Origin of the sequence: Serratia sp. CY38905 (genome assembly GCF_052168875.1) — a bacterium.
GTDB lineage: Bacteria > Pseudomonadota > Gammaproteobacteria > Enterobacterales > Enterobacteriaceae > Serratia > Serratia sarumanii.
The window spans coordinates 118,172-143,984 of the sequence record NZ_JBJNLV010000012.1; the positions used below are offsets into that span (position 1 = coordinate 118,172).

At 62.8% G+C, this 25,813-nt stretch carries 25 protein-coding genes; 22 read left to right on the forward strand and 3 right to left on the reverse strand.

Annotation, left to right across the window (positions count from 1 at the left end):
- The first annotated feature begins 11 nt into the window (after nucleotides 1-11).
- The 4 genes from fhuC to ACJ8MK_RS21130 all read left to right on the forward strand — a co-directional run bounded on the left by fhuC (nucleotide 12) and on the right by ACJ8MK_RS21130 (nucleotide 4,173).
- Complete coding sequence (fhuC, locus tag ACJ8MK_RS21115; RefSeq protein WP_442518039.1) at nucleotides 12-809, forward strand: Fe3+-hydroxamate ABC transporter ATP-binding protein FhuC; 798 nt, start codon at nucleotides 12-14, stop codon at nucleotides 807-809.
- Nucleotides 809-1,717, forward strand: a complete 909-nt coding sequence (gene fhuD / locus ACJ8MK_RS21120) for a Fe(3+)-hydroxamate ABC transporter substrate-binding protein FhuD (RefSeq protein ID WP_442518040.1) — start codon at nucleotides 809-811, stop codon at nucleotides 1,715-1,717. The genes fhuC and fhuD overlap by 1 nt, the downstream gene beginning before the upstream one ends.
- Nucleotides 1,714-3,708 (forward strand): Fe(3+)-hydroxamate ABC transporter permease FhuB, encoded by a 1,995-nt coding sequence (fhuB, locus tag ACJ8MK_RS21125; protein WP_442518041.1) that lies wholly within the window; start codon nucleotides 1,714-1,716, stop codon nucleotides 3,706-3,708. The genes fhuD and fhuB overlap by 4 nt, the downstream gene beginning before the upstream one ends.
- Nucleotides 3,709-4,020: 312 nt before the next feature.
- On the forward strand, nucleotides 4,021-4,173 hold the full coding sequence (locus ACJ8MK_RS21130) for a Hok/Gef family protein (RefSeq protein WP_039567912.1): 153 nt from the start codon (nucleotides 4,021-4,023) through the stop codon (nucleotides 4,171-4,173).
- Between the two features lie 123 nt (nucleotides 4,174-4,296).
- Here the strand turns inward: ACJ8MK_RS21130 and metK are convergent, their stop codons facing one another.
- Nucleotides 4,297-5,451 (reverse strand): methionine adenosyltransferase, encoded by a 1,155-nt coding sequence (gene metK / locus ACJ8MK_RS21135; protein WP_016926681.1) that lies wholly within the window; start codon nucleotides 5,449-5,451, stop codon nucleotides 4,297-4,299.
- A 909-nt stretch (nucleotides 5,452-6,360) separates the two neighbouring features.
- Between metK and speA the strand changes: the two genes are divergently transcribed.
- From speA to ACJ8MK_RS21150, 3 genes are all read left to right on the forward strand, one after another.
- On the forward strand, nucleotides 6,361-8,337 hold the full coding sequence (speA, locus tag ACJ8MK_RS21140) for a biosynthetic arginine decarboxylase (protein ID WP_033649617.1): 1,977 nt from the start codon (nucleotides 6,361-6,363) through the stop codon (nucleotides 8,335-8,337).
- A gap of 194 nt (nucleotides 8,338-8,531) precedes the next feature.
- Nucleotides 8,532-9,452, forward strand: coding sequence for an agmatinase (gene speB, locus ACJ8MK_RS21145; protein ID WP_004937606.1), 921 nt, complete (start codon nucleotides 8,532-8,534; stop codon nucleotides 9,450-9,452).
- 335 nt (nucleotides 9,453-9,787) lie between these two features.
- Nucleotides 9,788-9,940, forward strand: coding sequence for a Hok/Gef family protein (locus tag ACJ8MK_RS21150; RefSeq protein ID WP_043148097.1), 153 nt, complete (start codon nucleotides 9,788-9,790; stop codon nucleotides 9,938-9,940).
- A 110-nt stretch (nucleotides 9,941-10,050) separates the two neighbouring features.
- Here ACJ8MK_RS21150 and ACJ8MK_RS21155 read toward each other — a convergent pair whose 3' ends face one another.
- Complete coding sequence (locus tag ACJ8MK_RS21155; RefSeq protein WP_060431525.1) at nucleotides 10,051-11,292, reverse strand: MFS transporter; 1,242 nt, start codon at nucleotides 11,290-11,292, stop codon at nucleotides 10,051-10,053.
- Nucleotides 11,293-11,691: 399 nt separating this feature from the next.
- Here ACJ8MK_RS21155 and ACJ8MK_RS21160 point away from each other — a divergent pair, with 399 nt between their 5' ends.
- From ACJ8MK_RS21160 to ACJ8MK_RS21225, 14 genes are all read left to right on the forward strand, one after another.
- The gene (locus ACJ8MK_RS21160; RefSeq protein WP_033632120.1) at nucleotides 11,692-12,009 is read left to right on the forward strand and encodes a non-heme iron oxygenase ferredoxin subunit; all 318 of its coding nucleotides are present in this window, start codon (nucleotides 11,692-11,694) and stop codon (nucleotides 12,007-12,009) included.
- A 2-nt stretch (nucleotides 12,010-12,011) separates the two neighbouring features.
- The gene (locus ACJ8MK_RS21165) at nucleotides 12,012-12,320 is read left to right on the forward strand and encodes a recombinase-like helix-turn-helix domain-containing protein (RefSeq protein WP_004937617.1); all 309 of its coding nucleotides are present in this window, start codon (nucleotides 12,012-12,014) and stop codon (nucleotides 12,318-12,320) included.
- A gap of 20 nt (nucleotides 12,321-12,340) precedes the next feature.
- Nucleotides 12,341-13,384 carry an aromatic ring-hydroxylating oxygenase subunit alpha gene (locus ACJ8MK_RS21170; protein ID WP_033635902.1) on the forward strand — a complete coding sequence of 348 codons (1,044 nt, stop codon included), beginning with the start codon at nucleotides 12,341-12,343 and terminating at the stop codon, nucleotides 13,382-13,384.
- The gene (locus ACJ8MK_RS21175) at nucleotides 13,381-14,136 is read left to right on the forward strand and encodes an SDR family oxidoreductase (RefSeq protein WP_033635901.1); all 756 of its coding nucleotides are present in this window, start codon (nucleotides 13,381-13,383) and stop codon (nucleotides 14,134-14,136) included. The genes ACJ8MK_RS21170 and ACJ8MK_RS21175 overlap by 4 nt, the downstream gene beginning before the upstream one ends.
- Before the next feature lie 37 nt (nucleotides 14,137-14,173).
- Entirely contained in the window at nucleotides 14,174-14,968 is a 795-nt protein-coding gene (locus ACJ8MK_RS21180; protein ID WP_004937625.1) for an IclR family transcriptional regulator, read from the forward strand.
- A 109-nt stretch (nucleotides 14,969-15,077) separates the two neighbouring features.
- Complete coding sequence (locus ACJ8MK_RS21185; RefSeq protein ID WP_060427012.1) at nucleotides 15,078-16,019, forward strand: VOC family protein; 942 nt, start codon at nucleotides 15,078-15,080, stop codon at nucleotides 16,017-16,019.
- The gene (locus ACJ8MK_RS21190; RefSeq protein ID WP_033654697.1) at nucleotides 16,016-17,227 is read left to right on the forward strand and encodes an NAD(P)/FAD-dependent oxidoreductase; all 1,212 of its coding nucleotides are present in this window, start codon (nucleotides 16,016-16,018) and stop codon (nucleotides 17,225-17,227) included. Before ACJ8MK_RS21185 ends, ACJ8MK_RS21190 begins: the two co-directional genes overlap by 4 nt.
- A 23-nt stretch (nucleotides 17,228-17,250) precedes the next feature.
- Complete coding sequence (locus tag ACJ8MK_RS21195) at nucleotides 17,251-18,507, forward strand: MFS transporter (RefSeq protein WP_442518042.1); 1,257 nt, start codon at nucleotides 17,251-17,253, stop codon at nucleotides 18,505-18,507.
- A 32-nt stretch (nucleotides 18,508-18,539) separates the two neighbouring features.
- On the forward strand, nucleotides 18,540-19,064 hold the full coding sequence (locus tag ACJ8MK_RS21200; RefSeq protein ID WP_004937634.1) for a cupin domain-containing protein: 525 nt from the start codon (nucleotides 18,540-18,542) through the stop codon (nucleotides 19,062-19,064).
- Nucleotides 19,064-19,882 carry an alpha/beta fold hydrolase gene (locus ACJ8MK_RS21205; RefSeq protein ID WP_033654699.1) on the forward strand — a complete coding sequence of 273 codons (819 nt, stop codon included), beginning with the start codon at nucleotides 19,064-19,066 and terminating at the stop codon, nucleotides 19,880-19,882. The genes ACJ8MK_RS21200 and ACJ8MK_RS21205 overlap by 1 nt, the downstream gene beginning before the upstream one ends.
- Nucleotides 19,879-20,673 carry an SDR family oxidoreductase gene (locus ACJ8MK_RS21210; protein WP_308333660.1) on the forward strand — a complete coding sequence of 265 codons (795 nt, stop codon included), beginning with the start codon at nucleotides 19,879-19,881 and terminating at the stop codon, nucleotides 20,671-20,673. Before ACJ8MK_RS21205 ends, ACJ8MK_RS21210 begins: the two co-directional genes overlap by 4 nt.
- Before the next feature lie 15 nt (nucleotides 20,674-20,688).
- On the forward strand, nucleotides 20,689-21,483 hold the full coding sequence (locus ACJ8MK_RS21215; RefSeq protein ID WP_033635893.1) for an aspartate dehydrogenase: 795 nt from the start codon (nucleotides 20,689-20,691) through the stop codon (nucleotides 21,481-21,483).
- A 16-nt stretch (nucleotides 21,484-21,499) separates the two neighbouring features.
- Nucleotides 21,500-22,969, forward strand: a complete 1,470-nt coding sequence (locus tag ACJ8MK_RS21220) for an aldehyde dehydrogenase (RefSeq protein WP_049195191.1) — start codon at nucleotides 21,500-21,502, stop codon at nucleotides 22,967-22,969.
- Between the two features lie 52 nt (nucleotides 22,970-23,021).
- A complete protein-coding gene (locus tag ACJ8MK_RS21225) occupies nucleotides 23,022-24,662 on the forward strand; it encodes a thiamine pyrophosphate-binding protein (RefSeq protein ID WP_060436635.1) in 1,641 nt (546 codons plus the stop codon).
- A 41-nt stretch (nucleotides 24,663-24,703) separates the two neighbouring features.
- Here the strand turns inward: ACJ8MK_RS21225 and ACJ8MK_RS21230 are convergent, their stop codons facing one another.
- Nucleotides 24,704-25,456: a M48 family metallopeptidase gene (locus ACJ8MK_RS21230; RefSeq protein WP_033654702.1), complete on the reverse strand. Its 753-nt coding sequence runs from the start codon at nucleotides 25,454-25,456 to the stop codon at nucleotides 24,704-24,706.
- Nucleotides 25,457-25,694: 238 nt separating this feature from the next.
- Between ACJ8MK_RS21230 and ACJ8MK_RS21235 the strand changes: the two genes are divergently transcribed.
- A partial coding sequence (locus tag ACJ8MK_RS21235; RefSeq protein ID WP_154648380.1) for a hypothetical protein occupies nucleotides 25,695-25,813 on the forward strand: 119 nt, incomplete at its 3' end.

The window sequence follows — 25,813 nt, forward strand, 5'->3', positions numbered from 1 at the left end:
AAGCAGGATCTATGCAGGACAAACTTCTTAATCCCGGCGCGACCTTCGCGCTGGATAACGCCAGCTTCGCCGTCCCCGGCCGGGTGCTGTTGCAACCGCTGTCGCTCAGTTTTCCCCAGGGCAAAGTCTGCGGCCTGATCGGCCATAACGGTTCCGGTAAATCCACCCTGTTGAAACTGCTCGGGCGGCATCATGCGCCCAGCGGCGGTCAGGTTTTGCTCAATCGGCAGCCGTTGGCGCAGTGGGACAGCAAATCCTTCGCCCGCCAGGTGGCCTACCTGCCGCAGCAGTTGCCGACGGCGGAAGGCATGACGGTGCGCGAGCTGGTGGCCGTCGGCCGCTATCCGTGGCACGGCGCGCTGGGGCGTTTTGGCGCCAACGATCGCCAATTGGTGGAGGAGGCCATCGCGCTGGTGGGGCTGAAGCCGTTCGCCAGCCGCCTGGTGGACAGCCTCTCCGGCGGCGAGCGCCAACGCGCCTGGCTGGCGATGATGGTGGCGCAGGACAGCCGCTGCCTGCTGCTTGACGAACCGACCTCGGCGCTGGACATCGCGCACCAGGTCGAGGTGCTGGCGCTGATCCAGCGCCTGAGCCGCGAACGCGATCTCACGGTGATCGCCGTGCTGCACGACATCAACATGGCGGCACGCTACTGCGACCATCTGGTGGCGCTGCGCGGCGGTGAAATGATCGCCCAGGGCGGCCCGCTGGAACTGATGCAGGGGCCGGTGCTGGAACAAATTTACGGTATTCCTATGGGCACGTTGCCGCACCCGAGCGGCGGCGCGCCGGTGAGTTTTGTCTACTGATGTCCTCTGCATTCACTTCTTCTCACGATCCGCTGCGCCGCCGTTTGTTGATGGCGCTGGCGCTGTCGCCGCTGTTGGGCTCGTTGCCCGGCCGAGCGGCGGATGCGCCGCCGGATATCGCCCGCGTTGCGGCGCTGGAATGGCTGCCGATCGAACTGCTGTTGGCATTGGGCGTGACGCCGCTGGCGGTGGCCGATGTGCATAACTACAACCTGTGGGTGGCGGAGCCGAAGCTGCCGGCGACGGTGGTCGACGTCGGCCAGCGCACCGAACCTAACCTCGAACTGCTGCAGCAGCTCCAGCCTTCGCTGGTGTTGCTGTCGCAAGGCTATGGCCCGACGCCGCGAAAAATCCAACCCATCGCGCCAACCATGAGCTTCGGCTTCAACGACGGCAGCGGCAAACCGCTGACCGTCGCCCGCCAGTCGCTGCTGGCGCTGGGGCAACGATTGGGCATAGAAAGCCGCGCGGTACAGCACCTGGCGCAGTTTGACCGCTTTATGCAGGACGCGCGTCAGCGCCTGCAAAGCTACACCCGGCAACCGCTGCTGCTGTTTTCACTGATCGACACGCGCCATGCGTTGATCATCGGCCAGAAAAGCCTGTTCCAGGAGGCGATGGATCAACTGGGCATCCGCAATGCCTGGCAGGAAGAAACCAATTTCTGGGGCACGGCGGTGGTGGGCATTGAACGGTTGGCTACGGTGCGTAACGCGCGGGTCATCTATCTCGATCACGGTAATCAGGCGATGATGGACAAGGTCAGCGCGACGCCGCTGTGGCAGTCGTTGCCCTTCGTGAGGCAAAACCAGCTGCGGCAGGTGTCGGCGGTGTGGTTCTATGGCGCTACGCTGTCGACGATGCGGTTTTGCCGCCTGCTGGCGCAGGCTCAGGAGAGTGCGTCATGAGTTCGGGCATCCGGAAATTGCCGCTGACGCTGATCCTGCTGTTGCTGGCGGCGGCAGGTGGCCTGACGATATACAACCTGGCGCAGCAGCTGCCGCCGGCGCAATGGGCGCGGGCGCTCAGCGCGCCGGACATCGACGACGTGCGGCAAATGCTGTTCCATTACAGCCTGTTGCCGCGGTTGACGGTGTCGCTGTTGGCCGGCGCCGGTCTGGGGTTGGTCGGCGTGCTGTTCCAGCAGGTGTTGCGCAATCCGTTGGCGGAGCCGTCGACGCTCGGCGTCGCCGCCGGCGCGCAGCTTGGCCTGACCATCGCCACGCTGTGGGTGCTGCCGGGAGGTGAGTTTACCCGCCAGCTGGCCGCTATGGTGGGCGCGATTGTGGTGGGCGGGCTGGTGTTCGGCGTCGCCTGGGGCAAGCGGATGTCGCCGGTCACGCTGATTCTGGCCGGGCTGGTGCTGGGGCTGTACTGCGGCGCGGTCAACAGCCTGTTGGCGCTGTTTAATTACGATCAGCTGCAGGGCATGTTCCTGTGGGGCACCGGCGCGTTGAACCAACAGGACTGGAGCGCCGTGCAGTTCCTCCTGCCGCGTTTGCTGGTGGCTGGCCTGTTAGCGGCGCTGTTGCTGCGCCCGCTGACGCTGCTGGGGCTGGACGACGGTGTGGCGCGCAACCTGGGGTTAGGGCTGTCGATGGCGCGCTTCTGTGCTTTGGGGGTGGCTATCATCTTCAGCGCCATGTTGGTGAGTGCGGTGGGCGTTATCGGCTTTATCGGCCTGTTTGCACCTCTGATGGCGAAGATGCTGGGGGCTCGCCGCCTGGCGCACCGCATGATGCTGGCGCCGTTGCTGGGGGCGCTGTTGCTGTGGCTGACCGATCAGGTGATGCTCGGGGTAACGCAGGTGTGGCACGAGATCCCGACCGGCGCGGCCACCGCGCTGTTCGGCGCGCCGCTGCTGCTGTGGCTGCTGCCGCGTTTGCGCAGCGCTGCCACGCCGCCGCCGATGAACCTCGGCGACAAGGTGCCTGCCGAACGCGGGAATCTGCCCGGCTGGATCCTGGTGGGCGGCCTCGTGCTGCTGATCGGCCTGGCGCTGGCGCTGGCGCTGATGCTGGGCAAAAATGCCGGCGGCTGGCACTGGAGCCTGGGCGCGGAACTGGACGCTCTGCTGCCGTGGCGCTGGCCGCGGGTGTTGTCGGCGCTGGCGGCGGGCATGATGCTGGCGGTCGCCGGCACGCTGATCCAGAAGTTGACCGGCAACCCGATGGCCAGCCCGGAAGTATTGGGCATCAGTTCCGGCGCCGCTTTTGGCGTCGTGATGATGCTGTTTATGGTGCCGGGCGACGCCTTCGTGTGGCTGCTGCCCGCCGGTAGTCTGGGGGCGGCCGCTACGTTGCTGATCATCATGATCGCCGCAGGCCGCGGCGGTTTCTCGACCGAACGCATGCTGCTGGCCGGTATCGCGCTCAGCACCGCCTTTACCACCGTCATCTTCCTGCTGTTGGCCAGCGGCGATCCGCGTATGGGGGGCTTGCTGACCTGGCTCTCCGGTTCGACCTATTCGGTGGAGCCGGCGCAGGCGCTGCGCACCGCGCTGATCGCCGCCGGATTGCTGGTATTGGCGCCGCTGTGCCGCCGCTGGCTGACCATCCTGCCGCTCGGCGGCGCCACCGCCCGTTCTGTGGGCATTGCGCTGACGCCGGCGCGGTTGAGCATTCTGTTGCTGGCTGCCACCCTGACCGCGATGGCGACCCTGACCGTAGGGCCGCTGAGCTTTGTCGGGCTGATGGCGCCGCATATGGCGCGCATGCTGGGCTTCCGCCGCGCGCTGCCGCAAATGGTGATCGCCGCGCTGCTGGGCGGCTTGCTGATGGTGTTTGCCGACTGGTGCGGACGGATGCTGCTGTTCCCGTATCAGATCCCCGCCGGGTTATTGGCGACCTTTATCGGTGCACCGTACTTCGTGTATCTGTTGCGTAAGCAGACCTCGTAAGCGGCGTCTCGGCTGCGTTTTCTCTGTCATCAAAGGCTCCGCGTTGCTGGGCCTTTTTTTATTTTTCATGATGTTGCAAGGCGCTGCGAACGGGTGCGCAAAAACGATATTGCGTGCGAAAAGGAACGCGAGGCGTGGCGGTGAGATGAATATACTGCGGGCGGGTGCTCTGGATCTTTGTCTCTGGAGCTTCTGCGAAAGATACAAAGAGAAAAGCCCCGAGTCGATATTCATCAACCCGAGGCCTACTCTAACGCGTGACAACGTTAAGTTAGCCTCTTACCCGCCGCGAGGCAAGGAGAAGAAGGCATGATGCCGAACAAACGCAGCCCGTTAAAACTGGTGATTATTTGTGTCACTGTAATATCACTGGCATGGATAACCCGCAGCACGCTGTGTGAGCTGCGGATCCGAGCGGGCACTACGGAGGTTGCGGCCATTTTGGCTTACGAATCCGAACGGTAAGGCAACCCAGCGGCGGGGGCTTTGCCTCCGCTTGCCGGCAGTCGATGCGTTGATCCAAGAGCACCCATCCGCTCAAAAAAAACGGCGAGCCAGGGCTCGCCGTTTTCATGTTGATGTCGGGGCTTATTTCAGGCCGGCGGCATCGCGCAGCAGCGCGGCTTTGTCGGTCGCTTCCCACGGGAAGTGCTCGCGGCCGAAGTGGCCGTAGGCAGCGGTTTCGCGGTAGATCGGCTGCAGCAGATCCATCATCTGGATCAGGCCATATGGGCGCAGATCGAAGAATTCGCGCACCAGCAGCGTCAGCTGTTCGGTTGGCACTTTCTCGGTACCGAAGGTTTCCACCATGATGGAGGTCGGTTCCGCTACGCCGATAGCGTAAGACACCTGGATTTCGCAACGATCGGCCAGGCCGGCGGCAACGATGTTTTTCGCCACGTAGCGTGCCGCGTAGGCCGCGGAACGGTCAACCTTGGATGGATCCTTGCCGGAGAAGGCGCCGCCGCCGTGGCGCGCCATGCCGCCGTAGGTGTCGACGATGATCTTACGGCCGGTCAGGCCGCAGTCGCCCATCGGGCCGCCGATAACGAAACGGCCGGTTGGGTTGATGTGGTATTTGGTGCCCGCCGTCAGCCATTCCGCCGGCAGGACCGGTTTGATGATCTCTTCCATCACCGCTTCTTGCAGATCTTTCAGCGAGATATCTTCGGAATGCTGGGTGGACAGCACCACGGCGTCGATGCCGACGATTTTGCCGTCGTCGTACTGGAAGGTCACCTGGCTCTTCGCGTCCGGACGCAACCACGGCAGGGTGCCGTTTTTACGCACTTCGGACTGGCGCTGCACCAGACGGTGCGCGTAGGTCACCGGGGCCGGCATCAGCACGTCGGTTTCGTTGGTGGCGTAGCCAAACATCAAGCCCTGATCGCCGGCGCCCTGCTCGAGAGGATCGGTACGGTCAACGCCCTGATTGATATCCGGGGATTGTTTGCCGATGGCGCTCAATACTGCGCAGGAGTTGGCGTCAAAGCCCATGTCCGAATGAACGTAGCCGATCTCGCGTACGGTTTTGCGGGTGATCTCTTCGATATCGACCCAGGCGCTGGTGGTGATTTCACCGCCGACCAGCACCATGCCGGTTTTCACGTAGGTTTCGCAGGCGACGCGCGCTTTCGGATCTTGCTCCAGGATGGCGTCGAGGACGGCATCGGAGATCTGATCGGCGATTTTATCGGGATGTCCTTCGGAGACGGATTCGGACGTGAAGAGGTGTTTAGCCATTGTGTTCTTTACCTTGCATAAGACGGGTTAGAAATTACTGCACAGCGCTGGAGATCCGGCATCAAAGCGAAGGGTCTTCCGCTGATGGCGCGAGATGCATCCTGCAACGCCCCTCAGGCAAAGCCGTTAAGCAGTTTATCAGTTAACCAGTATAGATGGATTAACATCTGGACGTCTATTTTAGGTCAGGGTTTAGCCAGATTGCCAGTAATTTTTTGCGCTTTCGCTCTTTTGCGCAAACGGGTTGGCGCCATTTTCATCGCTTGAAACAGTTTTCGGCGAATTTTCATTTTGCTTTTTCACCTGCTTACCGGTATAAACTGCGCGCGCGGTTCATTTGCTGCACAGTACGGCGGTCTTGAGTGGGGGAAGGCGCGATAAACTTCCGCTTTGCATTCGCCGCCGTTGCGCTATTATCCGTCGCAGGCGTTCGCCGTGAGCGCCGCCGCTTCATCGAACGGTCACGTTCTTACACTATTTTAGAGGCTGGGTCGTTCACTCCGAACGGCGCGCGTGGAGGTGGTTGGATTAATGATCCGTTGTCTACCGGTTGTTGGTTCCCAACAGCAGTGCCGTTCTGGCGCACATTCTTCTGCTATTTCCCGTCTTGTCTCTTTGTCACTTACCAGGTGCGATAAACACTTGGCCGCTACTCAGGATTCTCGGGCCGGCTAACGGTCGTCTGAAGAACTGAACAAGGGTAGCCTGCAGCCTTCCTGTGGGATGTTTCTTGGCCCGATTCACGAGGTTTGAACAGGGTGTCTTACAATTATATGAGTGATAAACCGATCGCTGACCGCGAACGGCGGTTCTCTTCGCTGCCGCCAGCGCGGCTTGTTGGGTTGTTCTCGCGGGTGGTAGCTGCGATAGTGGCTGACGGTTTCGTCAGTGCGGAATGTGAGGCGAACCATGTCTGATGATCTGTTGATTCACCGCCCGCCGGTTGCGGGCGAGTCTTTATCTTTGCGCTCCATGCAGGAGGTTGCCATGAATGATCGTAATGCCAGCAAGATGCTGCGTACTTATAACGTCGCCTACTGGGGCAACAATTACTATGACGTCAACGAGCTGGGCCATATCAGCGTGTGCCCGGACCCGGATGTCCCGCAGGCGCGCGTCGATCTGGCAGAACTGGTGAAAACGCGCCAGCAAGACGGCCAACGTTTGCCTGCGCTGTTCTGCTTCCCGCAGATCCTTCAGCATCGCCTGCGTTCGATCAACGCCGCGTTCAAACGCGCGCGTGAGTCTTTCGGTTACCAGGGCGGCTATTTCCTGGTGTATCCGATCAAGGTGAACCAACATCGCCGCGTGATTGAGTCGCTGGTGAACTCCGGCGAACCGCTGGGGCTGGAAGCCGGCTCCAAGGCCGAGCTGATGGCGGTGCTGGCGCATGCCGGCATGACCCGCTCGGTGATCGTCTGTAACGGCTATAAAGATCGTGAATATATTCGCCTGGCGCTGATCGGCGAAAAACTGGGGCATAAGGTGTACCTGGTGATCGAGAAGATGTCCGAGATCAACCTGGTGCTGGAAGAGGCTGAGCGGCTGAACGTGGTGCCGCGCCTGGGCGTGCGTGCGCGCCTGGCGTCTCAGGGCTCCGGCAAATGGCAGTCGAGCGGCGGCGAAAAATCCAAGTTCGGTCTGGCGGCGGTGCAGGTGCTGAAGCTGGTGGAAACCCTGCGCGAAGCGGGCCGTCTCGACAGCCTGCAACTGCTGCATTTCCACTTGGGCTCGCAGCTGGCCAACATTCGCGATATCGCCACCGGCGTGCGCGAATCGGCGCGCTTTTACGTTGAACTGCACAAGCTGGGCGTCAACATTCAGTGCTTCGACGTGGGCGGCGGCTTGGGCGTCGACTACGAAGGCACCCGCTCGCAGTCCGACTGCTCGGTGAACTACGGCCTGAACGAATACGCCAACAACGTGATTTGGGGTATCGGCGATGCCTGTAACGAACACGGCCTGCCGCACCCGACGGTGATCACCGAGTCCGGCCGCGCCGTGACCGCGCACCATACGGTGCTGGTTTCCAACGTGATCGGCGTCGAGCGCAACGAATTCAGCGAACCGCTGCCGCCGGAAGCGGACGCGCCGCGCGCGCTGGAAAGCATGTGGGAAACCTGGCTGGAAATGAACGAGCCGGAGAACCGCCGCTCGCTGCGCGAATGGCTGCACGACAGCCAGATGGATCTGCACGACGTGCATACCCAATACGCGCACGGCATGCTGGATCTGACCAAGCGCGCCTGGGCCGAGCAGCTGTATCTGAACATCTGCAACAAGATCCAGCAGCAGCTCGATCCGAGCAATCGCGCGCACCGTCCAATCATCGACGAGCTGCAAGAGCGCATGGCGGACAAGTTCTACGTCAATTTCTCGCTGTTCCAGTCGATGCCGGATGCCTGGGGTATCGATCAGCTGTTCCCGGTGCTGCCGCTGGAAGGGCTGGATAAGCCGCCGGAAGGCCGTGCGGTGCTGCTCGACATCACCTGCGATTCCGACGGCACTATCGACCATTACGTCGACGGCGACGGCGTGGCGACCACCATGCCGATGCCGCCGTACGATCCGGAGAACCCGCCGGCGCTGGGCTTCTTCATGGTCGGCGCGTACCAGGAGATCCTCGGCAACATGCACAACCTGTTCGGCGACACCGCCTCGGTTGACGTGTACGTGTTCCCAGACGGCAGCGTCGAGACCGAGTTGTCCGACGAGGGCGACACCGTGGCGGACATGCTGGAGTACGTGCAGCTCGATCCGGGGGCGCTGCTGGCCAAGTTCCGCGATCAGGTCAAAGAAACCGATCTGGACAGCGAGCTGCAGGCGCAATTCCTGGAAGAGTTTGAAGCCGGCCTGTACGGCTACACGTATCTGGAAGACGAGTAACTGCCCTCTTCAGGGGGGCGATATCGGCCCCCTTGAAGCATGGATAAAATGCGGCCATAATCAGCCGTATCGGTAGCACCGAAACAAACATCGAACAAATCCCTTTCTCGTCGGGCTAACGACGCGGGAGGGATTTTTTTTTGTAACGGCCCGGCCTCTGCGCCCGGCAACTTGTTGAACTACGAGGGTTTACTATGAGCACCTTAGGCCATCAGTCCGATAATTCATTAGTGTCCAACGCCTTTGGTTTCCTGCGCTTTCCGCTGAACTTCATGCCTTACGACAGCGATGCAGAGTGGGTCATCACCGGCATTCCGTTTGACATGGCGACCTCCGGTCGCGCCGGCGGCCGTCACGGCCCGGCGGCCATCCGTCAGGTGTCCACCAACCTGGCCTGGGAAGGCAACCGCTGGCCGTGGAGCTTCGATCTGCGCGATCGGCTGAACGTGGTTGACTGCGGCGATATCGTGTTCAACTTCGGCGACGCGCAAGACATGAGCGACAAGCTGCAGGCGCACGCGGAGAAACTGCTGAAGGCCGGTAAGCGCATGCTCTCGTTCGGCGGCGACCACTTCGTGACCCTGCCGCTGCTGCGCGCGCACGCCAAGCATTTCGGCAAGCTGGCGCTGGTGCACTTCGACGCCCACACCGATACCTACGCCAACGGCAGCAAGTTCGACCACGGCACCATGTTCTACCATGCCCCGAACGAAGGCTTGATCGATCCGCACCACTCGGTGCAGATCGGCATTCGTACCGAGTTCGATCATGACAACGGTTTTACCGTGCTGGACGCCGCGCAGGTGAACGATCGCAGCGTGGACGACCTGCTGACCCAGATCAAGGGCATCGTCGGCGATATGCCGGTGTATCTGACCTTCGACATTGACTGCCTGGATCCGGCGTTCGCACCGGGCACCGGCACGCCGGTGATCGGCGGCCTGACCTCCGATCGCGCGCTGAAGCTGGTGCGCGGCATGCAGTCGCTGAACATCGTCGGCATGGACGTGGTGGAAGTGGCGCCGGCTTATGACCAGTCCGAGATCACCGCGCTGGCCGCGGCGACCCTGGGCCTGGAGATGCTGTACCTGCAGGCGGCCAAGAAACACGCCTGACGCCAGGCTACTCCTCGCTGAAAAAGCGGCCTCCATCGTATGGGGGCCGCTTTTTTTATTGCATTTGCCGCCATCCGCGCTGCCTTCTCAGTCCGTTGCAACGCTTTTGCACAACACCGCGCAGAAATGAAACTGAGTCAGTAAAAAGGAATCTGGAGAGTGGGGAGGATGAATATACTGCGCGCGGGTGCTCTGGATCTTTGTATCTGGAGCCTGCGTGAAAGGTACAAAGAGAAAAGCCCCGAGTCGATATCCATCAACCCGAGGCCAACTCTAACGCCAGACAACGTTAAGTTAGCCTCTTACCCGCCGCGAGGCAAGGAGAAGAAGGCATGATGCCGAACAAACGGAGCCTGTTAAAATTGGTGGTTATTTGTGCCACGGTAATATCACTGGCATGGATAACTCGCAGCACGCTGTGTGAGCTGCGGATCCGATTGGGCAACACGGAGGTTGCGGCCATTTTGGCTTACGAATCCGAACGGTAAGGCAACCCGGCGGCGGGGGATGTTCCCCGTCTGCTGGCTGTTGGCGTCCAGATCCATGAGCACCCTCTCAACGCTTTCGGTTTTCCGCCGCACAGGGCAGAGAAACGGGTTTATGCCCGCTTCATCTGCTGTGCCAGCAACATGCGGCCAAACAGCGCGCCGCCCGCCAGCAGCGTCAGCAGCTGCGAGGCGATCAGCACCGCAAAGCCTGAAGACACCTTGCCCTGGCTGGCCATCACCATGCCCATCGCCATCGGCACAAACGCCGAGAACAGATTGCCGATGCCGTTGATCAGCCCATAGGCGCTGCCGACCGCCTCCGGCCGCGCATAATGTTGCAGCAGCGTGGGTATCGCCGCGCCCTGCGCCCCCCAACAGGCGTTGGCCGCCAGCAGGAAGAAGGCGATCCAGCCAAGCTGATGGCTGTGCATCACGCCATAAATGCACAGCGCGGTCGCTGCGCCGCCGCAGACGAAGATCAGCGGCGCCTGATAAGGGCGGATACGATCGAGCAACACGCCACCGAGGTATTTGGAGGCGATGCTGACGATGAAAGGCAGCGCGGCCATCCAGCCCATCTGTTTGATGGAAAAACCCTTTTCATCGGTCAGATACGCCGGCAGCCAGGCGCTGGAGCCCCACAGGTAGCTGAGCGTGGCGATCTCGATCAGCAGGATCCAGCCGAGCATCGGCGTGCGCCAGGCCAGTGCAAAGATGCGCCAGACGCGGTTCAGCACCGGTTGCGGATCGGCAGGGCGTGAAGATGAGGATAAGGGAAGCGGGTGAACGAACAGCCGCACCAGCGCCAGCCCCAGCAGCAGGTTGAGCAGCGCCAGCAGGTGAAACGACATCGCCCAACCGAAGTGCGCCATCAGAAAACTCACCAGCGGAAAGCCGAGCACCAGCCCCAATGAAACGCCCAATGCGCTGACCGCGTTGGGCTTGCCGCGCTCGTCGGCGGCGAAATGCTCGCCGATGTACATGGTCTTCAGCGAGAACAGCGGCCCTTCGCTGACGCCAAGCAGCGCGCGCACCACGCACAGCAGCATCAGCGAGCCCGCCAGCGGCGAGGCGGCGGTGAGCAGCGCCCACAGCACCACGCTCAGCGTCAGCGCGCGGCGGTAGCCCATCAGCGTTTCCAGAAACGGCGTCAGCAACATGGCGGACAGCCCGTAGCCGAGCAAAAACACCGTCATCAGCGTGCCCTGGTGAGCGCGGTCACCGCCAAGTTGGAAGTGTTGCAGGAAGTCGGGATTGACCAACATCACGGCGATATTGACCCGATCCGCATAGGCGATAACGATCAGAAACAGCAGGGCGATCACTCCAAACCAGCGTTGACGTTGTTGCACGGCGCGTTCCTCAGTGCGAGCGGTTGACGAATTCAGGCAGCAGCAAACTCACCCGAGGATGCCAGTTAGCGCAAACGCGGGAGGATGAGGCTGATTGATGTAAAATTATTGTTATCAAATAGGGTGTGAAAGACAGAGAGAAAACACTTTTACGCGCAATGCGTCGCCGGAATCAACGCGTTTTTTGCCATAAATTAGCAGGGGAGCGCACAACTGACATAGGTTTTTCATATCGGTGCATTATTTCGTGATCCTTCCCGCATTTGTCATTTTTAAACAACCTTTCATTAACATTTGCCGTTCCGCTCGCTTGACGAAAGTTTCGCCACACTTATAGTGACTGTATTAAATAAGAAACTGAGTTTCATATATGAAACAATCAGATAGAGGATAAAAGCAATGAGCTGGAAGAATGTGTGCGAAGTGTCTCAGGTGAAAGAAGATTTTCCTTTTTCCGGCAACGTGGAAGGAAAAGAGATCGGGGTATACCTGCTCGACGGTAACTACTACGCGCTGGAAGACGTCTGCCCGCATGCCTATGCCTTGCTCAGCCAGGGGTTTGTAGACGACGGCAAGGTTGAGTGTCCGCTGCACGAAGCGCTGTTTGACGTGCGCACCGGCCAGTGCCTGCGCGAGCCGGGCGGCCGCGATCTGCAAACCTATCCCACCCGGGTGGTCGACAACCAAATCCAGATCACCTTTATCGCGGAGGAGTAATCATGCAGCACATCACCGATTTCAATCCCTGGCTGCCGGACACCCAACAGGTGACGCCGGCCCGCGAAGGCGGCAACGGTCAAATCCATCAGCCGGGCCAATTTCGCAACGTGATCTGGCAAAACCGCGCCCGGGTGCCGGACGGTTTCGAAACCGCCCTGGTGGCGGCGCTGGAAACGATCTTCGATCAGGGCGCGGAAGAGCTGGAGCAGATCGTCAGCGCGTTGAATCAGCGCCGCCTGTTCGATCGCAGCGGCCAACCGTGGAATGAGGCGACGTTCCGCGAATTCCTTCACGTTAACGGTTTCTGAGCCACATCCGGGAGAAGACAATGACAGCAAATACAACATCCTCCGAACAGAGCTTGCAGGACTATCTTGACCAGGGGCTGCGCGGCATGTGGTATCCGGTGCTGGCCAGCTGGGAAGTGGGCAACAATCCGGTCGGCATCACCCGTCTGGAGCAGCAAATCGTGGTGTGGCGCGACGGTGAAGGCCAGATCCACGCGCTGGAAGACCGCTGCCCGCACCGCGGCGCGCGGCTTTCCATGGGATGGAACCTCGGCGATCGCATCGCCTGCTGGTATCACGGGGTGGAGGTCGGCGGCGACGGCACGGTGAAAGACGTGCCGGCGGTGGATCGTTGCCCGCTGGTGGGGCAAAAATGCCTGCGGTCTTACCCGGCCAAAGAAGCCTACGGCGCGGTGTTCCTCTATTTCGGCGTGACGGCGGATGAAGCGCCGGCGGCGCTGACTTTCCCGCAAGAGCTGGCGGACGAAGCGTCGTACAGCAATTTCCTGTGCACCGCCAGCTGGAACTGCAACTACCAATACGCCCTGGAAAACGTGATGGATCCGATGCACGGCACCTACCTGCACTCCTCCTCGCACTCGATGGCGGAAGGGGACCGCAAGGCGGATATGGGGCTGGAGCCGACCGACAGCGGATTTATCTTCAAGAAGAACGGCCAGATTGGCGTCAACTTCGACTGGGTGGAGTTCGGCAACAGCGGCGCGTATTGGATGCGCCTGTCGATCCCGTACAAAAAGCGCTTCGGGCCGGGCGGTCACTTCTGGATCATCGGCATGGTGGTGCCGGAAGACAAGGATCACTGCCGGGTGTTCTTCTGGCGCATCCGCAAGGTCAAAGACTGGCAGCGCGACATGTGGCGCTTCATGTACCGCAACCGCCTGGAATCGTTGCATTGGGACGTGCTTGAGCAGGATCGCATCGTGCTTGAAAATATGGCGCCTAACGCCCGCGGCCGCGAATACCTGTACCAGCACGACGTCGGCCTTTCGCGCCTGCGCCGCCTGATGCAGAAAGAAGCGCAGAAACAGCTGGCGACGCTGCGCGAGCGGGAGGCGGCGCAGTGAACGGCCTGTTGAACGGCAAACGCATTGTTGTCACCGGCGCGGCGCGCGGCCTGGGTTACAGCTTCGCCGCCGCCATCGCCGCCGCCGGCGCGCAGGTGGTGATGTGCGATATTTTGGCGGATGAGCTGGCGGCGAGCGGCGCCGCGCTGCGTGAGCAGGGCGCTCAGGTGGAAACGCAGACCATCGATCTGGCGTCACCGGATTCGATCCGTTCGGCGTTCGAGAAGATCGCCGCAGGCGGCGGAATCGACGGCCTGGTGAACAACGCGGCGTTGGCGACCGGCGTCGGCGGCAAAACCATGATGGAATACGATATCGATCTGTGGGATCGGGTGATGCAGGTCAACGTGCGCGGCACCTGGCTGGTGAGCCAGGCGGCGGTGCCGCTGCTGGCGCGCAGCCCGCACGCCAAGATCGTCAACGTGGCGTCGGACACTGCGCTGTGGGGCGCTCCGCGCCTGATGGCCTATGTCGCCAGTAAAGGCGCGCTGATCGCGATGACCCGCTCGATGGCGCGCGAGCTGGGCCCGCAGGGGATCTGCGTCAACGCCATCGCGCCGGGCTTGACGCGGGTGGAAGCCACCGAGTATGTGCCCGCCGAGCGTCATCAGCTGTACGAGCAGGGGCGCGCGCTGGCCGGGGCGCAGCATCCGGACGATGTGAACGGTACGGTGCTTTATCTGCTGTCGCCGCTGGCGGATTTCGTCACCGGCCAACTGCTGCCGGTCAACGGCGGCTTTGTATTCAACTGACGGCCCGCAGGGCCGGCGCACAGCGCAGGAGTGAGAGATGGCGGACGAGCAAGCATGTAAGTATCTGATCCCGGGGCTGGATCGCGGGTTGCAGCTGCTGCTGGCGTTTGGCGAGCAGCATAAGGAAATGACTTTCGCCGAGTTGCATCGCCTGGTCGATATGCCGAAGGCCACCGCTTACCGCGTGGTGCAGACGCTTGAGCACCTGGGCTTTCTGGAACGCAATCCGCGCACCAACACCTTTGCGCTTGGCATCAAGGTGCTGCGCCTCGGCTTTGAATACATCGCGTCGCTGGACGTGGCGCAGGCCGGCCAGCCGGTGATTGAGCAGCTGCGCGATCGCAGCCAGTGCAGCAGTCATCTGGCGATCCGCGATGGGCGCGACGTTATCTACATCGCCCGCGTCAGCGCCGCCGGTTCGCAGATCAATCAGGTCAGCGTCGGCACCCGCTTGCCGGTGCACCAAACCTCGCTCGGCCGCATGCTGTTGACCAGCGCCACCCGCAGCGAGTTCGAACAACTTTATCCGGACGCGCAGCTGCCGGGCAATGCGCCGGGCACCCCGGCGGATCGCGAAACGCTGTGGCAGATGGTGCAGCAAGACAAAGCGCGCGGCTATGTGATCGGCGAATCGTTCTTCCGCCACGGCATCTCCTCGATCGTCTATCCGATCTTCAACCGCGAGCAGCGGGTCGAGGCGGTGGTCAGCATCATGGTGCCGTCCGATGAGATCCCGAAAGCGGATCGCGAGCGGCTGCGCATGGAAGTACGCGACGCGGCGGAGAAAATTTCCGGCTTCCTCGGCGCGCCGCCGCAGGCCAACGTCGGCTAACCGACAGGACCGACTCTTTTACTCAGGCAGGGATAAGGCCCGTAGCAAACAGGGGCCGGGGTTGACTCATGCCTGAAAACCGTATGCAGCGAGAACGTGAGGCTGAACAATGAGCGTAATCGGAATCGAAAAACTGGAATTTGGCGTCGAAGATCTGCCAACCTGCGAAAAATTCATGCAAGACTTCGGCCTGCAGCCCGCCACGCAACATTGGGGCGAACCGCAGCGCGAATTCACCACCCTGAGCGGGGCGCGGGTTGTCCTGCACCCGTTGCAAAGCGCGGCGCTGCCTGCGGCGTTTGAAGGCGGTTCTACCCTGCGCCGCATGACCTGGGGCGTGGCCTCGCCCGCCGAGCTGGCGCGCCTGCAGCCGCGTTTGGCGTTGATGCCCGGCTTCCGGCAGGTGGGAGAAGAGCTGGAATGCCTCGATCCCAACGGCATGACGCTGCGCTTCGTCGTCAGCCGCCAGCAGGCGGTCGAGGTGCCGGTCACGCCAATCAACCAATGGGGCGACGTGCGCCGCATCGATCAACCCAGCCCGGTCTATTCGCAGGCACAGCCGATCAACATCGGCCACGTGGTGTTCTTCGTTGAGGATCTGGCGGCGACCGAGCGCTTCTATCGCGAGCTGTTGGATTTCCAGGTTTCCGATCGCTATATCGATCGCGCCGTCTTCCTGCGTACCCAGGCGCGCGGCGGCCACCATAACCTGTTCCTGCTGAAGCTGCCGAACCGCCCACGGGGCCTGAACCACGTGGCGTTCACCGTGCGCGATATCCACGAAGTGATCGGCGGCGGCATCGCCATGAACAAGGAGAAGTGGAGCACCTTTATCGGCCCCGGCCGCCACCCGATCTCCTCGGCCTATTTCTGGTACGTCAACAGCCCGACCGGCGGCGCGTTCGAGTACTACACCAACGACGATTATCTGACGGAAAACTGGCAGCCGCGCGAGCTGGAGCATTCGTTGGTCTCCTTCACCGAATGGGCGGTAGAGGGCGGCATCGATCACGACACGCGCCGTCAGCATAAAAAGGCGGCGGCGTTATGAACCGGCCGGAACATGCGGGCATCGTTATCGTCGGCGGCGGCCAGGCCGGCGGCTGGGCGGCCAAGACGCTGCGCGATCGCGGTTACAGCGGCCGGCTGACGGTGGTCAGCGACGAACCCTACGATTTTTACGAGCGGCCGCCGCTGTCGAAAGCGGCGCTGCTGGATGCCGCGGCTCCCCTCAGCCGGCTGTTCAGCGAACAGACGGTGGCGGAGCTGAATATCGACTGGCGTCGCCCGCTGCGCGCCGAGTCCATCGATGCAGAACAGCAAATCGTCACGCTCAGCGACGGGCAACGGCTGCAGTTCGAGCAGTTGCTGATCGCCACCGGCGGTCGGCCGCGTTTGCCGGGCGCCGCCTGGGCGCAGCACCCGCGCGTTATGACGCTGCGTTCCTGGGACGATGCGGCTCGGTTGCGGCAGGGCCTGCAGGGTTGCCGCCGCCTGGCGATCGTCGGCGGCGGTTGGATCGGGCTGGAGATCGCCGCTTCCGCGCGCCGTCTCGGCGCCGAGGTGACGGTGTTTGAACGCCAGCCCGCGCTGTGCATGCGCAGCGTCGGCGCCGACGTTTCACAGGCGTTGCTCGAACTGCATCGTCAGCAGGGCGTCACGGTGCTGTGCGGCTGCGGCGAGATCTCGTTGGAAGATCGCGACGGCGCCGCCTGGATCGGCAGTGAAGTCAGCGATCCGCAGGCCTTCGACCTGGTGGTGGTGGGGATCGGCGTCGAGCTGAATCTCGAACTGGCGCGCAGCGCCGGGTTGGCGATCGAGTCCGGCATCGTGGTCGACGGCCAGGGGCGCACCAGCCATCCGGCGATCTTCGCCGCCGGTGACGTGGCGCGCCACCCGACGCTCGGCCTGTGCCTGCAGTCCTGGGCCTACGCGCAAAATCAGGCCATCAGCACCGCCTGCGCGATGCTCGACGCCTTCGCCGCACCGTATGACGACGTGGCCTGGCTTTGGTCGGATCAATACGACGCCAATATCCAGATCCTCGGCGTGCCGAGCGGCGGCGTGCACCATGTGGTGCGCCGCACGCCGCAGTCGCAGGTGTTCTTCACGCTGAACGCCGATCGGCAGCTGGTGCAGATGGTGGCGTTCAACGATGCGCGCACCATCAAGCTCGGCAAGCGTTGGCTGGCGAGCGGCCGGGTGCTGGATCCGCAGCAGCTGGCGGATGCGGAGTTTTCTTTGATGGCGTTGAAATAACGCCCGAACCTCGGGAGCGTTTTATGACTACGCAAGACATTGACGCCCGCGCTGGACGGGCGGGGGAAGCCGTTGCCGAAAATCCGCAGCAGCGGGTGCGCTGGTCGGTGCCGATCGCGCTGTTCGCCTGCGTGCTGCTGGCGTTTTTCGACAAGATCAGCATCGCGGCGCTGTTTTCCGATAGTGAGTTTCAGCAGGCGTTAGGCATCGGTTTTGACCCGGCGCGGCTGGGTTTGCTGATGAGCGCGTTTCTGTTCTCCTACGGCATTTCCTCGATGCTGCTCAGCGGCATCGGCGATCGGCTTAATCCGGTCAAGGTATTGATTGGCATGATGGTGGTGTGGGGTGTGCTGATGGTGTTGATGGGGATGACGCGTTCCTATCACGCCATGATGACGCTGCGCATTCTGCTCGGCATCGCCGAAGGGCCGCTGCTGCCGATGGCCTACGCCATTATTCGTCAGGCCTTCCCGCCGCAGCTGCAGGCGCGCGCCACCATGCTGTGGCTGCTCGGCACGCCGCTGGGCGCCGCGCTTGGCTTCCCGGTCACCCTGTACATTCTCAATACCTTCGACTGGCAGGCCACCTTCTTCTTTATGGCGTTTCTGACGCTGCCGGTGATGTTGCTGGTGCTGTTCGGCATGCGCCACCTGAACGTCGCGCGCCCGGCGGCGGCGACCAAGCCGGTGGTGTCCGAACGCCAACAGCATCGCCGCGAGCTGCTGCGCAGCCCGCACTTTTGGATGATCTGCCTGTTCAACATCGCCTTCCTGACCTACCTGTGGGGCATGAACGGCTGGTTGCCGAGCTATCTGATCAAAGGGAAAGGCATTCATCTGGAGCATGCCGGTTACCTCTCTTCGCTGCCGTTCATCGCCATGCTGCTCGGCGAAGTACTGGGCGCCTGGCTGTCGGACAAGCTGGATCGGCGCGCGCTGGCCTGTTTCCTGTCGCTGTGCGGCGCCGGCCTCGGTTTGGCGGTGGTGCTGCACCTGCAGGGCACCTACAGCGTAATCGCCGCCATGGCCTTCAGCACCTTTATGTGGGGCGCCGGCGCGCCGAATATTTTCGCGCTGTTGGCGAAGGCGACCAGCAGCAAGGTCAGCGCTACCGCCGGCGGCATCTTCAACGGGTTGGGCAATTTTGCCGGCGCGCTGGCGCCGGTGCTGATGGGGGCGTTGATCGCCGCTACCGGCAATATGGATAACGGCCTGCTGTTCCTGGTGGTGATGGCTTTCGTCGGCTGCCTCATTCTGCTGCCGTTACTGAGAAAGTACTGATTAATCAATCGATTCAACAGAGGAGTGACAACATGTCTCAGGTTGAGAACAAAGCCGGCGTCAAGCCGCAGGATCTGTCGATGGAAAATTGGGTGGAGTCGCGCATCGCCCGTTTCGAAGGCCGTAAATACGACTGGAACGCGCTGAAATTCCAGGCCGACTTTGATCCGAAATACCGCCGTGCGCAGATGCGCTACATCGGCACCGGCGCTACCGGCGTGGCCAGCGACGCCAACACCATTCCGGCGGGCAACTTCACCTTCTCCACCATGGTGCTGCCGTCGAAGTGCGAGGGGCCGCTGCACCTGCACGACGACGTGGAAGAAGTGTTCTTCATGCTGAAAGGCAGCATCACGCTGATGATTCAGGATGGGGAAGAGTATTACGAGACCAGGCTGAAAGAGCGCGATCTGATCTCGGTGCCGGCGGGGGTGTATCGCGGCCTGTTCAACCACGGTGAGGAAGAGGCGCTGATGTGCGTGATGCTCGGCACCGCCAAGCCGGAGATCCCAACCTATCCGGCGGATCATCCGCTGTCCAAAGTGAAGCGCAACTGATGAACGGCCTGGCGCAACGCCAACGGGCGCGCTGCGGGGCGTACACCCTGAGCTGGCGCGAGACCGGGCAGGGGCGGCCGGTGGTGTTGTTGCACGGCATCAGCTCCGGATCGGCCTCGTGGATCAAGCAGCTCAACGATAGCGGCCTGACGGATGGCCACCGTCTGTTGGCGTGGGACGCGCCGGGCTACGGCGGCAGCCTGCCGTTGGCGGATCCGCAGGCCGATGCCGCCGGTTATGCGGCGGCGTTGGCGGCGCTGATAGATGAGCTGCAACTGGCGCAGCCGCTGATCGTCGGCCATTCGCTGGGGGCGCTGATCGGCAGCGCCTATGCCGCCAGCTATCCGGACGGGTTATGCGGATTGGCGTTGGCGGATCCGGCGCAGGGCTATGCCACGGCGCCGGAGGAAATACGCCGGCAGGTCTATGGCCAGCGCCAACAGATGATAGAGACGCTGGGGCCGGTGGGCTACGGCGAGCAGCGGGCGGCGGCCTTGCTGCGTGAAGGGGCGGATCCGCAGGACATCGCCTGGGTGCGCAACGGCATGCAGCAGCTCGATCCCGACGGCTTTCTGAGAGCCGCCTGGATGCTGGCCAACGACGATATCGGCCGCTATCTGGCGCGCTATCGCGGCCCGCTGGAGGTGTGGTGTGGTGAGCAGGATCGCATTACGCCGCCGGAGAAGGCGGCCGAGCTGGCGCGTGAGCAGGACGCGACGCTGCGTTTGATCGCCGCCGCCGGCCATGCCAGCTACCTCGACGCGCCGGCGTGTTTCAACCGCTATCTGCGGGACTTTACGGGAGCAATCCAACGATGAATTTTCAGCTTGAGAATCGGGTGGCGGTGGTGACCGGCGGCTCGTCGGGCATCGGTTTCGAAACCCTGAAGCTGCTGCTGGCCGAAGGGGCTAAGGTGGCGTTCTGCGGCCGCGATCCGGACAAACTGGCCGGCGCGGAGGCCAGCCTGCGCGCGGAGTTTCCGCAGGCGGAGATTCTGGCGCTGCGCTGCGACGTGCTGGACGCGCAGCTGGTGGCGCAGTTCGCCGCTCAGGTGACGGCGCATTTCGGCGGCGTGGATCTGCTGATCAACAACGCCGGTCAGGGCTTCGTCGCCCATTTTGACCAGACGCCGCGCGAAGCCTGGCTGCATGAGGCCGAGCTGAAGCTGTTCGGCGTGATCAACCCGGTGCAGGCGTTCTTACCGGCGCTGGAACGGTCGGCGATCGCGTCTATCACCTGCGTGAACTCGCTGCTGGCGCTGCAGCCGGAAGAACACATGATCGCCACCTCGGCGGCGCGCGCCGCGCTGCTCAACATGACGCTGACGCTGTCGAAAGAGCTGGTGGGCAAAGGCATTCGCGTTAACTCGATCTTGCTGGGGATGGTGGAGTCAGGCCAGTGGCGCCGCCGTTTCGACGAGCGCAGCGATAAAGATCAAAGCTGGGAACAGTGGACGGCGGCGATCGCCGAACGGCGCGGCATCCCGATGAAGCGCCTCGGCAAGCCGCAGGAGCCGGCGCAGGCGCTGCTGTTCCTCGCCTCGCCGCTGGCTTCCTTTACCACCGGCGCGGCGCTGGACGTATCCGGCGGCTTTAACCGCCATGTGTAGCAGGGGCCGATAAAGATGAAGAAGATCATGATGATTGGCTACGGCGCGATGGCGAAGGAAGTGATCGCCCGTTTGCCGGAAGGCGTGGAGGTTGGCTGGATCCTGGCGCGCGCGGCTCATCATGCGGCGATCGCCGCGGCCTTTGGCGGGCGGGTGCAGGCGCTGACCCATCCCGAGCAGTGTTTGCAGCGGCCGGATCTGGTGCTGGAGTGCGCCAGCCAGCAGGCGGTGGCGGAGTTCGGCGAAGCGGTGCTGCAGCGCGGTTGGCCGCTGGCGCTGATCTCGACCGGCGCGCTGGCGGACGCCGCCTTGCAACAGCGGCTGCAGCAGGTTTGCCGCCGCCATCACGGGCAGCTAATCGTGCTGTCCGGTGCGGTGGCGGGGATGGATGGGCTGGCGTCGGCGCGCGAAGGCGGGCTGGAGAGCGTGACTTATCAGGCCAGCAAAAGCCCGGCCAGCTGGCGAGGCAGCCCGGCGGAGCAGCTGATCGACCTCGATGCGGTGAGCGAAGCGCAGGTATTTTTCGAAGGGTCGGCGCGCGAAGCGGCGCGTTTGTTCCCGGCCAATGCCAACGTGGCGGCCACCATTGCGCTCAACGGTCTGGGGATGGACGCCACCCGGGTGCGCCTGCAGGTCGATCCCGCCACCCGGCGCAATACCCATCGTCTGCAGGTATGCGGCGACTTTGGCGAATTTCACATCGAGCTGAGCGGCACCCCGCTGGCGAGCAATCCCAAAACATCAACCCTGGCGGCGCTGAGCGCGGTACAAGCCTGCCGCCGTCTGGTGGACGGCGGTTTTATTGCCTGAACGGCAGGAGCGGAGCATGGAACGATTGAATATTTTTGTCGCCGGGCGCTGGCGTGAAGGGCGTGGCGAAGAGATGGCTTCGGTATTCCCGGCCGACGGCAGCGTCAACGCGCGGCTGCGCGCCGCCAACGTCGAGGACGTGAACGAGGCGGTGGAAGCGGCGGAGCGCGCCTGGCGCGCGCCGGAATGGCGCGGGCTGGTGCCGCATCAACGCGCCTCGATCCTCTACCGCGTCAGCAACCTGATCCTGGCGCAGCAGGAGCAGTTGGCCGAGCTGCAAACCCGCGACAACGGCAAGCCGCTGGCCGAGACCCGCGGGCTGGTGGCCAGCGCGGCGGCGACCGCGCGCTACTTTGCCGCCGCCTGCGAGGTGTTGGAAGGCGAGTTGCCGACCCCGCGCAGCGCCGAGGTGATGACGCTCAGCCAGTACCAACCGATGGGGGTGATCGCCGCCATTACGCCGTGGAACTCGCCGATCGCCAGCGAAATGCAGAAGGTGGCGCCGGCGTTGGCGGCGGGCAACGCGGTGGTGCTCAAACCGGCCGAAGCCACGCCGCTGATGGCGCTGAAGCTGGCCGAGCTGTTCGAACAGGCGGGCCTGCCGGCCGGGCTGCTCAGCGTGTTGCCGGGCAAAGGTTCGGTGATCGGCGAGGCGTTGGCGCGCCATCCGCTGGTGAAAAAGATCGCCTTTACCGGCGGGACCAGTACCGGGCGCCATTTGGCGCACATCGCCGCCGACAAGCTGATCCCCACTTCGCTGGAATTGGGCGGTAAGTCGCCGACCATCGTGCTGGAGGACGCCGATCTGGAACAGGCGGCGCGCGGCATCTGCTATGGCATTTTCAGCTCCGCCGGCCAGGCATGCATCGCCGGTTCGCGGCTGTTCGTGCATCGTTCGCTGTATCAGCCGCTGCTGGCGCGCTTGACCGAACTGACGGCGGGGCTGCGCATCGGCAACCCGCTGGTGCCGGGCGTGCATCTCGGCCCGCTGATCAGCGCCAAACATCGGCAAAGCGTAGCGGACTACGTGGCGCTGGCGCGGCAGGAGGGTGGCCGGGTGATCATCGGCGGCGAAGTGCCGGCCGATCCGCTACTGGCGAGCGGCAGCTATTACCTGCCGACCATTATCGAAGGCTTGAACAACGACGCCCGCGTTTGCCAGGAAGAGATCTTCGGCCCGGTGCTGGTGGCGCTGCCGTTCGACGACGAGCAACAGCTGACTGAACAGGCTAACGACTCGGTGTACGGCCTGGCGGCTGGCATCTGGAGCCGCGACTTCCCTCGTGCGATGGCGCTGGCGGAGCGGCTGGAAACCGGCACCGTCTGGGTCAACACCTACAAAACGTTCTCGATTTCCACGCCGTTCGGCGGCTTCAAGGAGAGCGGGCTGGGCCGCGAAAAAGGCCTGAACGGCATCAAGGCCTACATGCAGCAGAAAAGCGTGTATCTGGCGCTGAGCCATCAGGTGAATCGCTGGAGCGACTAGGCCGACACCTCTACGCATAACCCTAATAACGAATACCCTAAGAAGGCAGATGATGAGCGATAAAATCACGGTTGGCGAGGCGATAGCCCGGACTCTGGAACAGTACGCGGTGTCGGCGATGTACGGCATCATTTCGATTCATAATCTGCCGATCGCCGATGCGGTGGGGCAGCGCGATAAAATTCGCTTCGTGCCGGCGCGCGGCGAAGCGGGGGCGGTCACCATGGCCGACGCGCACGGGCGCTTCTCCGGCCTGGGCGTGGCGTTGACCAGCACCGGCGCCGGCGCCGGCAACGCGGTGGGGGCGATGATTGAGGCGCTCAACGCCAACACGCCGCTGCTGCATATCACCGGCCAGGTGGAAAAAGCCTATCTGGACGCCGACGCCGGTTTTATTCATGAAACCCGCGATCAGCTCGGCTTCCTGCGCGCCTGCTCCAAACGCGCTTACCGGGTCAATTCGCCGGAGCAGGCGGTGGCGGTGATCCAGCGGGCGATCCTGGATGCGCAAACCGTGCCCTGCGGCCCGGTGGCGGTCGAGATCCCGATCGATATTCAAAGCAGCCTGGTTTCCCGTTCGGTGCTGACCGAGCCGTTGGCGCCGGCGCCGCTGCCGAAGGCGGACGATGCGGCGGTGGAACGGCTGCATCAGCGGCTGAAACAGGCCAAGCGTCCGCTGCTGTGGTTGGGGGGCGGCGCCTTGGCCTGCGGCGACGCGGTGCGCAAGCTGGCGGACGCTGGCGTAGCGGTGATCTCCAGCACCCACGGGCGCGGCATTCTGCCGGACAGCCATCCGCGCAGCCTGCGGGCGTTCCATAACTCACCGAGCATCGAAGCGATCCTGACGCAGTGCGATCTGACGCTGGTGGCCGGTTCGCGCCTGCGCAGTAATGAAACCCGCACCTGGACGCTGCCGCTGCCGCGCCCGCTGGTGCAGATTGACATCGATCCGGCGGCGGCCAACCGCAACTATCTGGCCGATGAACAGATCAACGGCGACTGTGCGGCGCTGCTGGCGGCGCTGGCGGCGCGGCTGAGCCCCGGCGAGAAGGTCAACGCCGAGTGGGATGCCGAGATCGCGGGGGCGGTGCAGCAGGCGGAGCGCGCGCTGCGCCAGCAGTCCGGCGAATACGCCAAACTCAACGATGCCATCGACGCCGCGCTGCCGCAGGACGGGTTGCTGGTACGCGATATCACCGTTTCCGGCAGCGTCTGGGGCAGCCGGCTGTTCCGGGCGATCTCGCCGCTGTGCAACATTCACTCGCTGGCGGGCGCCATCGGTATGGGGCTGCCGATGGCTATCGGCACCGCGATCGCCAACCCGCAGCGCAAGGTGGTGGGGCTGGTGGGCGACGGTGGTCTGGCGCTGGGCCTGGGCGAGCTGGCGACCATGGCGCAGGAACAGGTGAACATCACCCTGATTATCATGAACGACGGCGGTTATGGCGTGATGCGCGGCATTCAGGACAAGTACTTCGCCGGGCGTCAGTATTACAACGAGCTGCATACGCCGGCCTTTACCCAGATCGCCGAAGCGATGGGGTTGAAAGCCTGGAAGGTGGACGCGGCGTCGCAGTTCAACGGCGTGCTGGCCGAGGCGATCAACTACCCGGGGCCGTCGGTGGTCGAGGTGGACATGAAGCAGGTCGGGCCGCTGACCTTCGCCGGGCCGCCGCAGAAGACGCTGTATTGAGACGATAAAAAACGCCCGGCGATTGCCGGGCGTTCTCGTGGTTATTTCTCTGCCGCGATGCGATCGCGAATGTGCTGAGCGCGCGCTTGGGAAGACGGGTGATCGTCGAACATGCTGCTCTGACGGCCGGCTTCCATCTGGGCCAGTTTTTCGAAGCTGGTGGCCAGGCCATTCGGATCGATGCCGCGCTTTTTCAGCAGATCGAACGAGTAATCATCCGCTTCGCTTTCCTGCTTCTGCGAGAACTGGGCGCTGACCAGCTTCTCGCCGATGTCCGCCAGCTGCGACTGCGACAGCGAGCCGATGACGCCCCCGGCGGAGGACGCCGCGGTGCGCAGCGCCACGGTGCCGTAAGCCACCTGCATCGCCTTACGGGTGTGGCCCAGCGCCACGTGGCCCATTTCATGGCCCAGCACGCCTTCGACTTCGTTGTCGTTCATCATGTCCATCAGGCCGCTGTAGACGCGGATGCAGCCGTTGGCCATCGCCCAGGCGTTGACGTCTTTGGTCACGTAGACCTTGTAGTTGGCCGGGGTGCCGTTGATGTTGTCGCCCAGCGCCGCGGCGATTTTGTTGAGACGCTTGGCGTAGGTGCTGTCGGCCGGCGCGATTTGTGCCTTGCTGTCCATCTCGGCGCAGGATTTATCACTCAGGGCCTTAACGTCGTTGTTGCTCAGGGTCGCCGCCTGGAACGCCTGTGCGCCGGACTGCATCAAGGTTTCGGTATTCAGGTTTTGACAGCCGGTTGCCAGGGTGGCAATGCCCAACGCAATCAAAGAGGTACGGATCTTCATAACGCCATCTTCCTGTGAAGGTAACAAGGTAAAAGAGTCATTTTGCTTGGAGGAAATCTTGTTGCAAGAGCCTAGTGTATGCCAGCCGGGGCGAGAATAGTGTTATTCCGAAAAAGCGTCCAATCGTGCTAATAAGTGGTGAACTCGCTCTCATTTGGCATTAGGGATTGCCGTTGTGATGTGGAGTCTGAGAAAATAGGGAACTTGACTGCTTTTTTTATCCGACCTGGAGTAAAACATGTCCTCTCGTAAAGAGCTTGCCAACGCCATCCGCGCACTCAGCATGGACGCCGTACAAAAAGCCAATTCCGGCCACCCCGGTGCCCCTATGGGCATGGCGGACATCGCCGAAGTCCT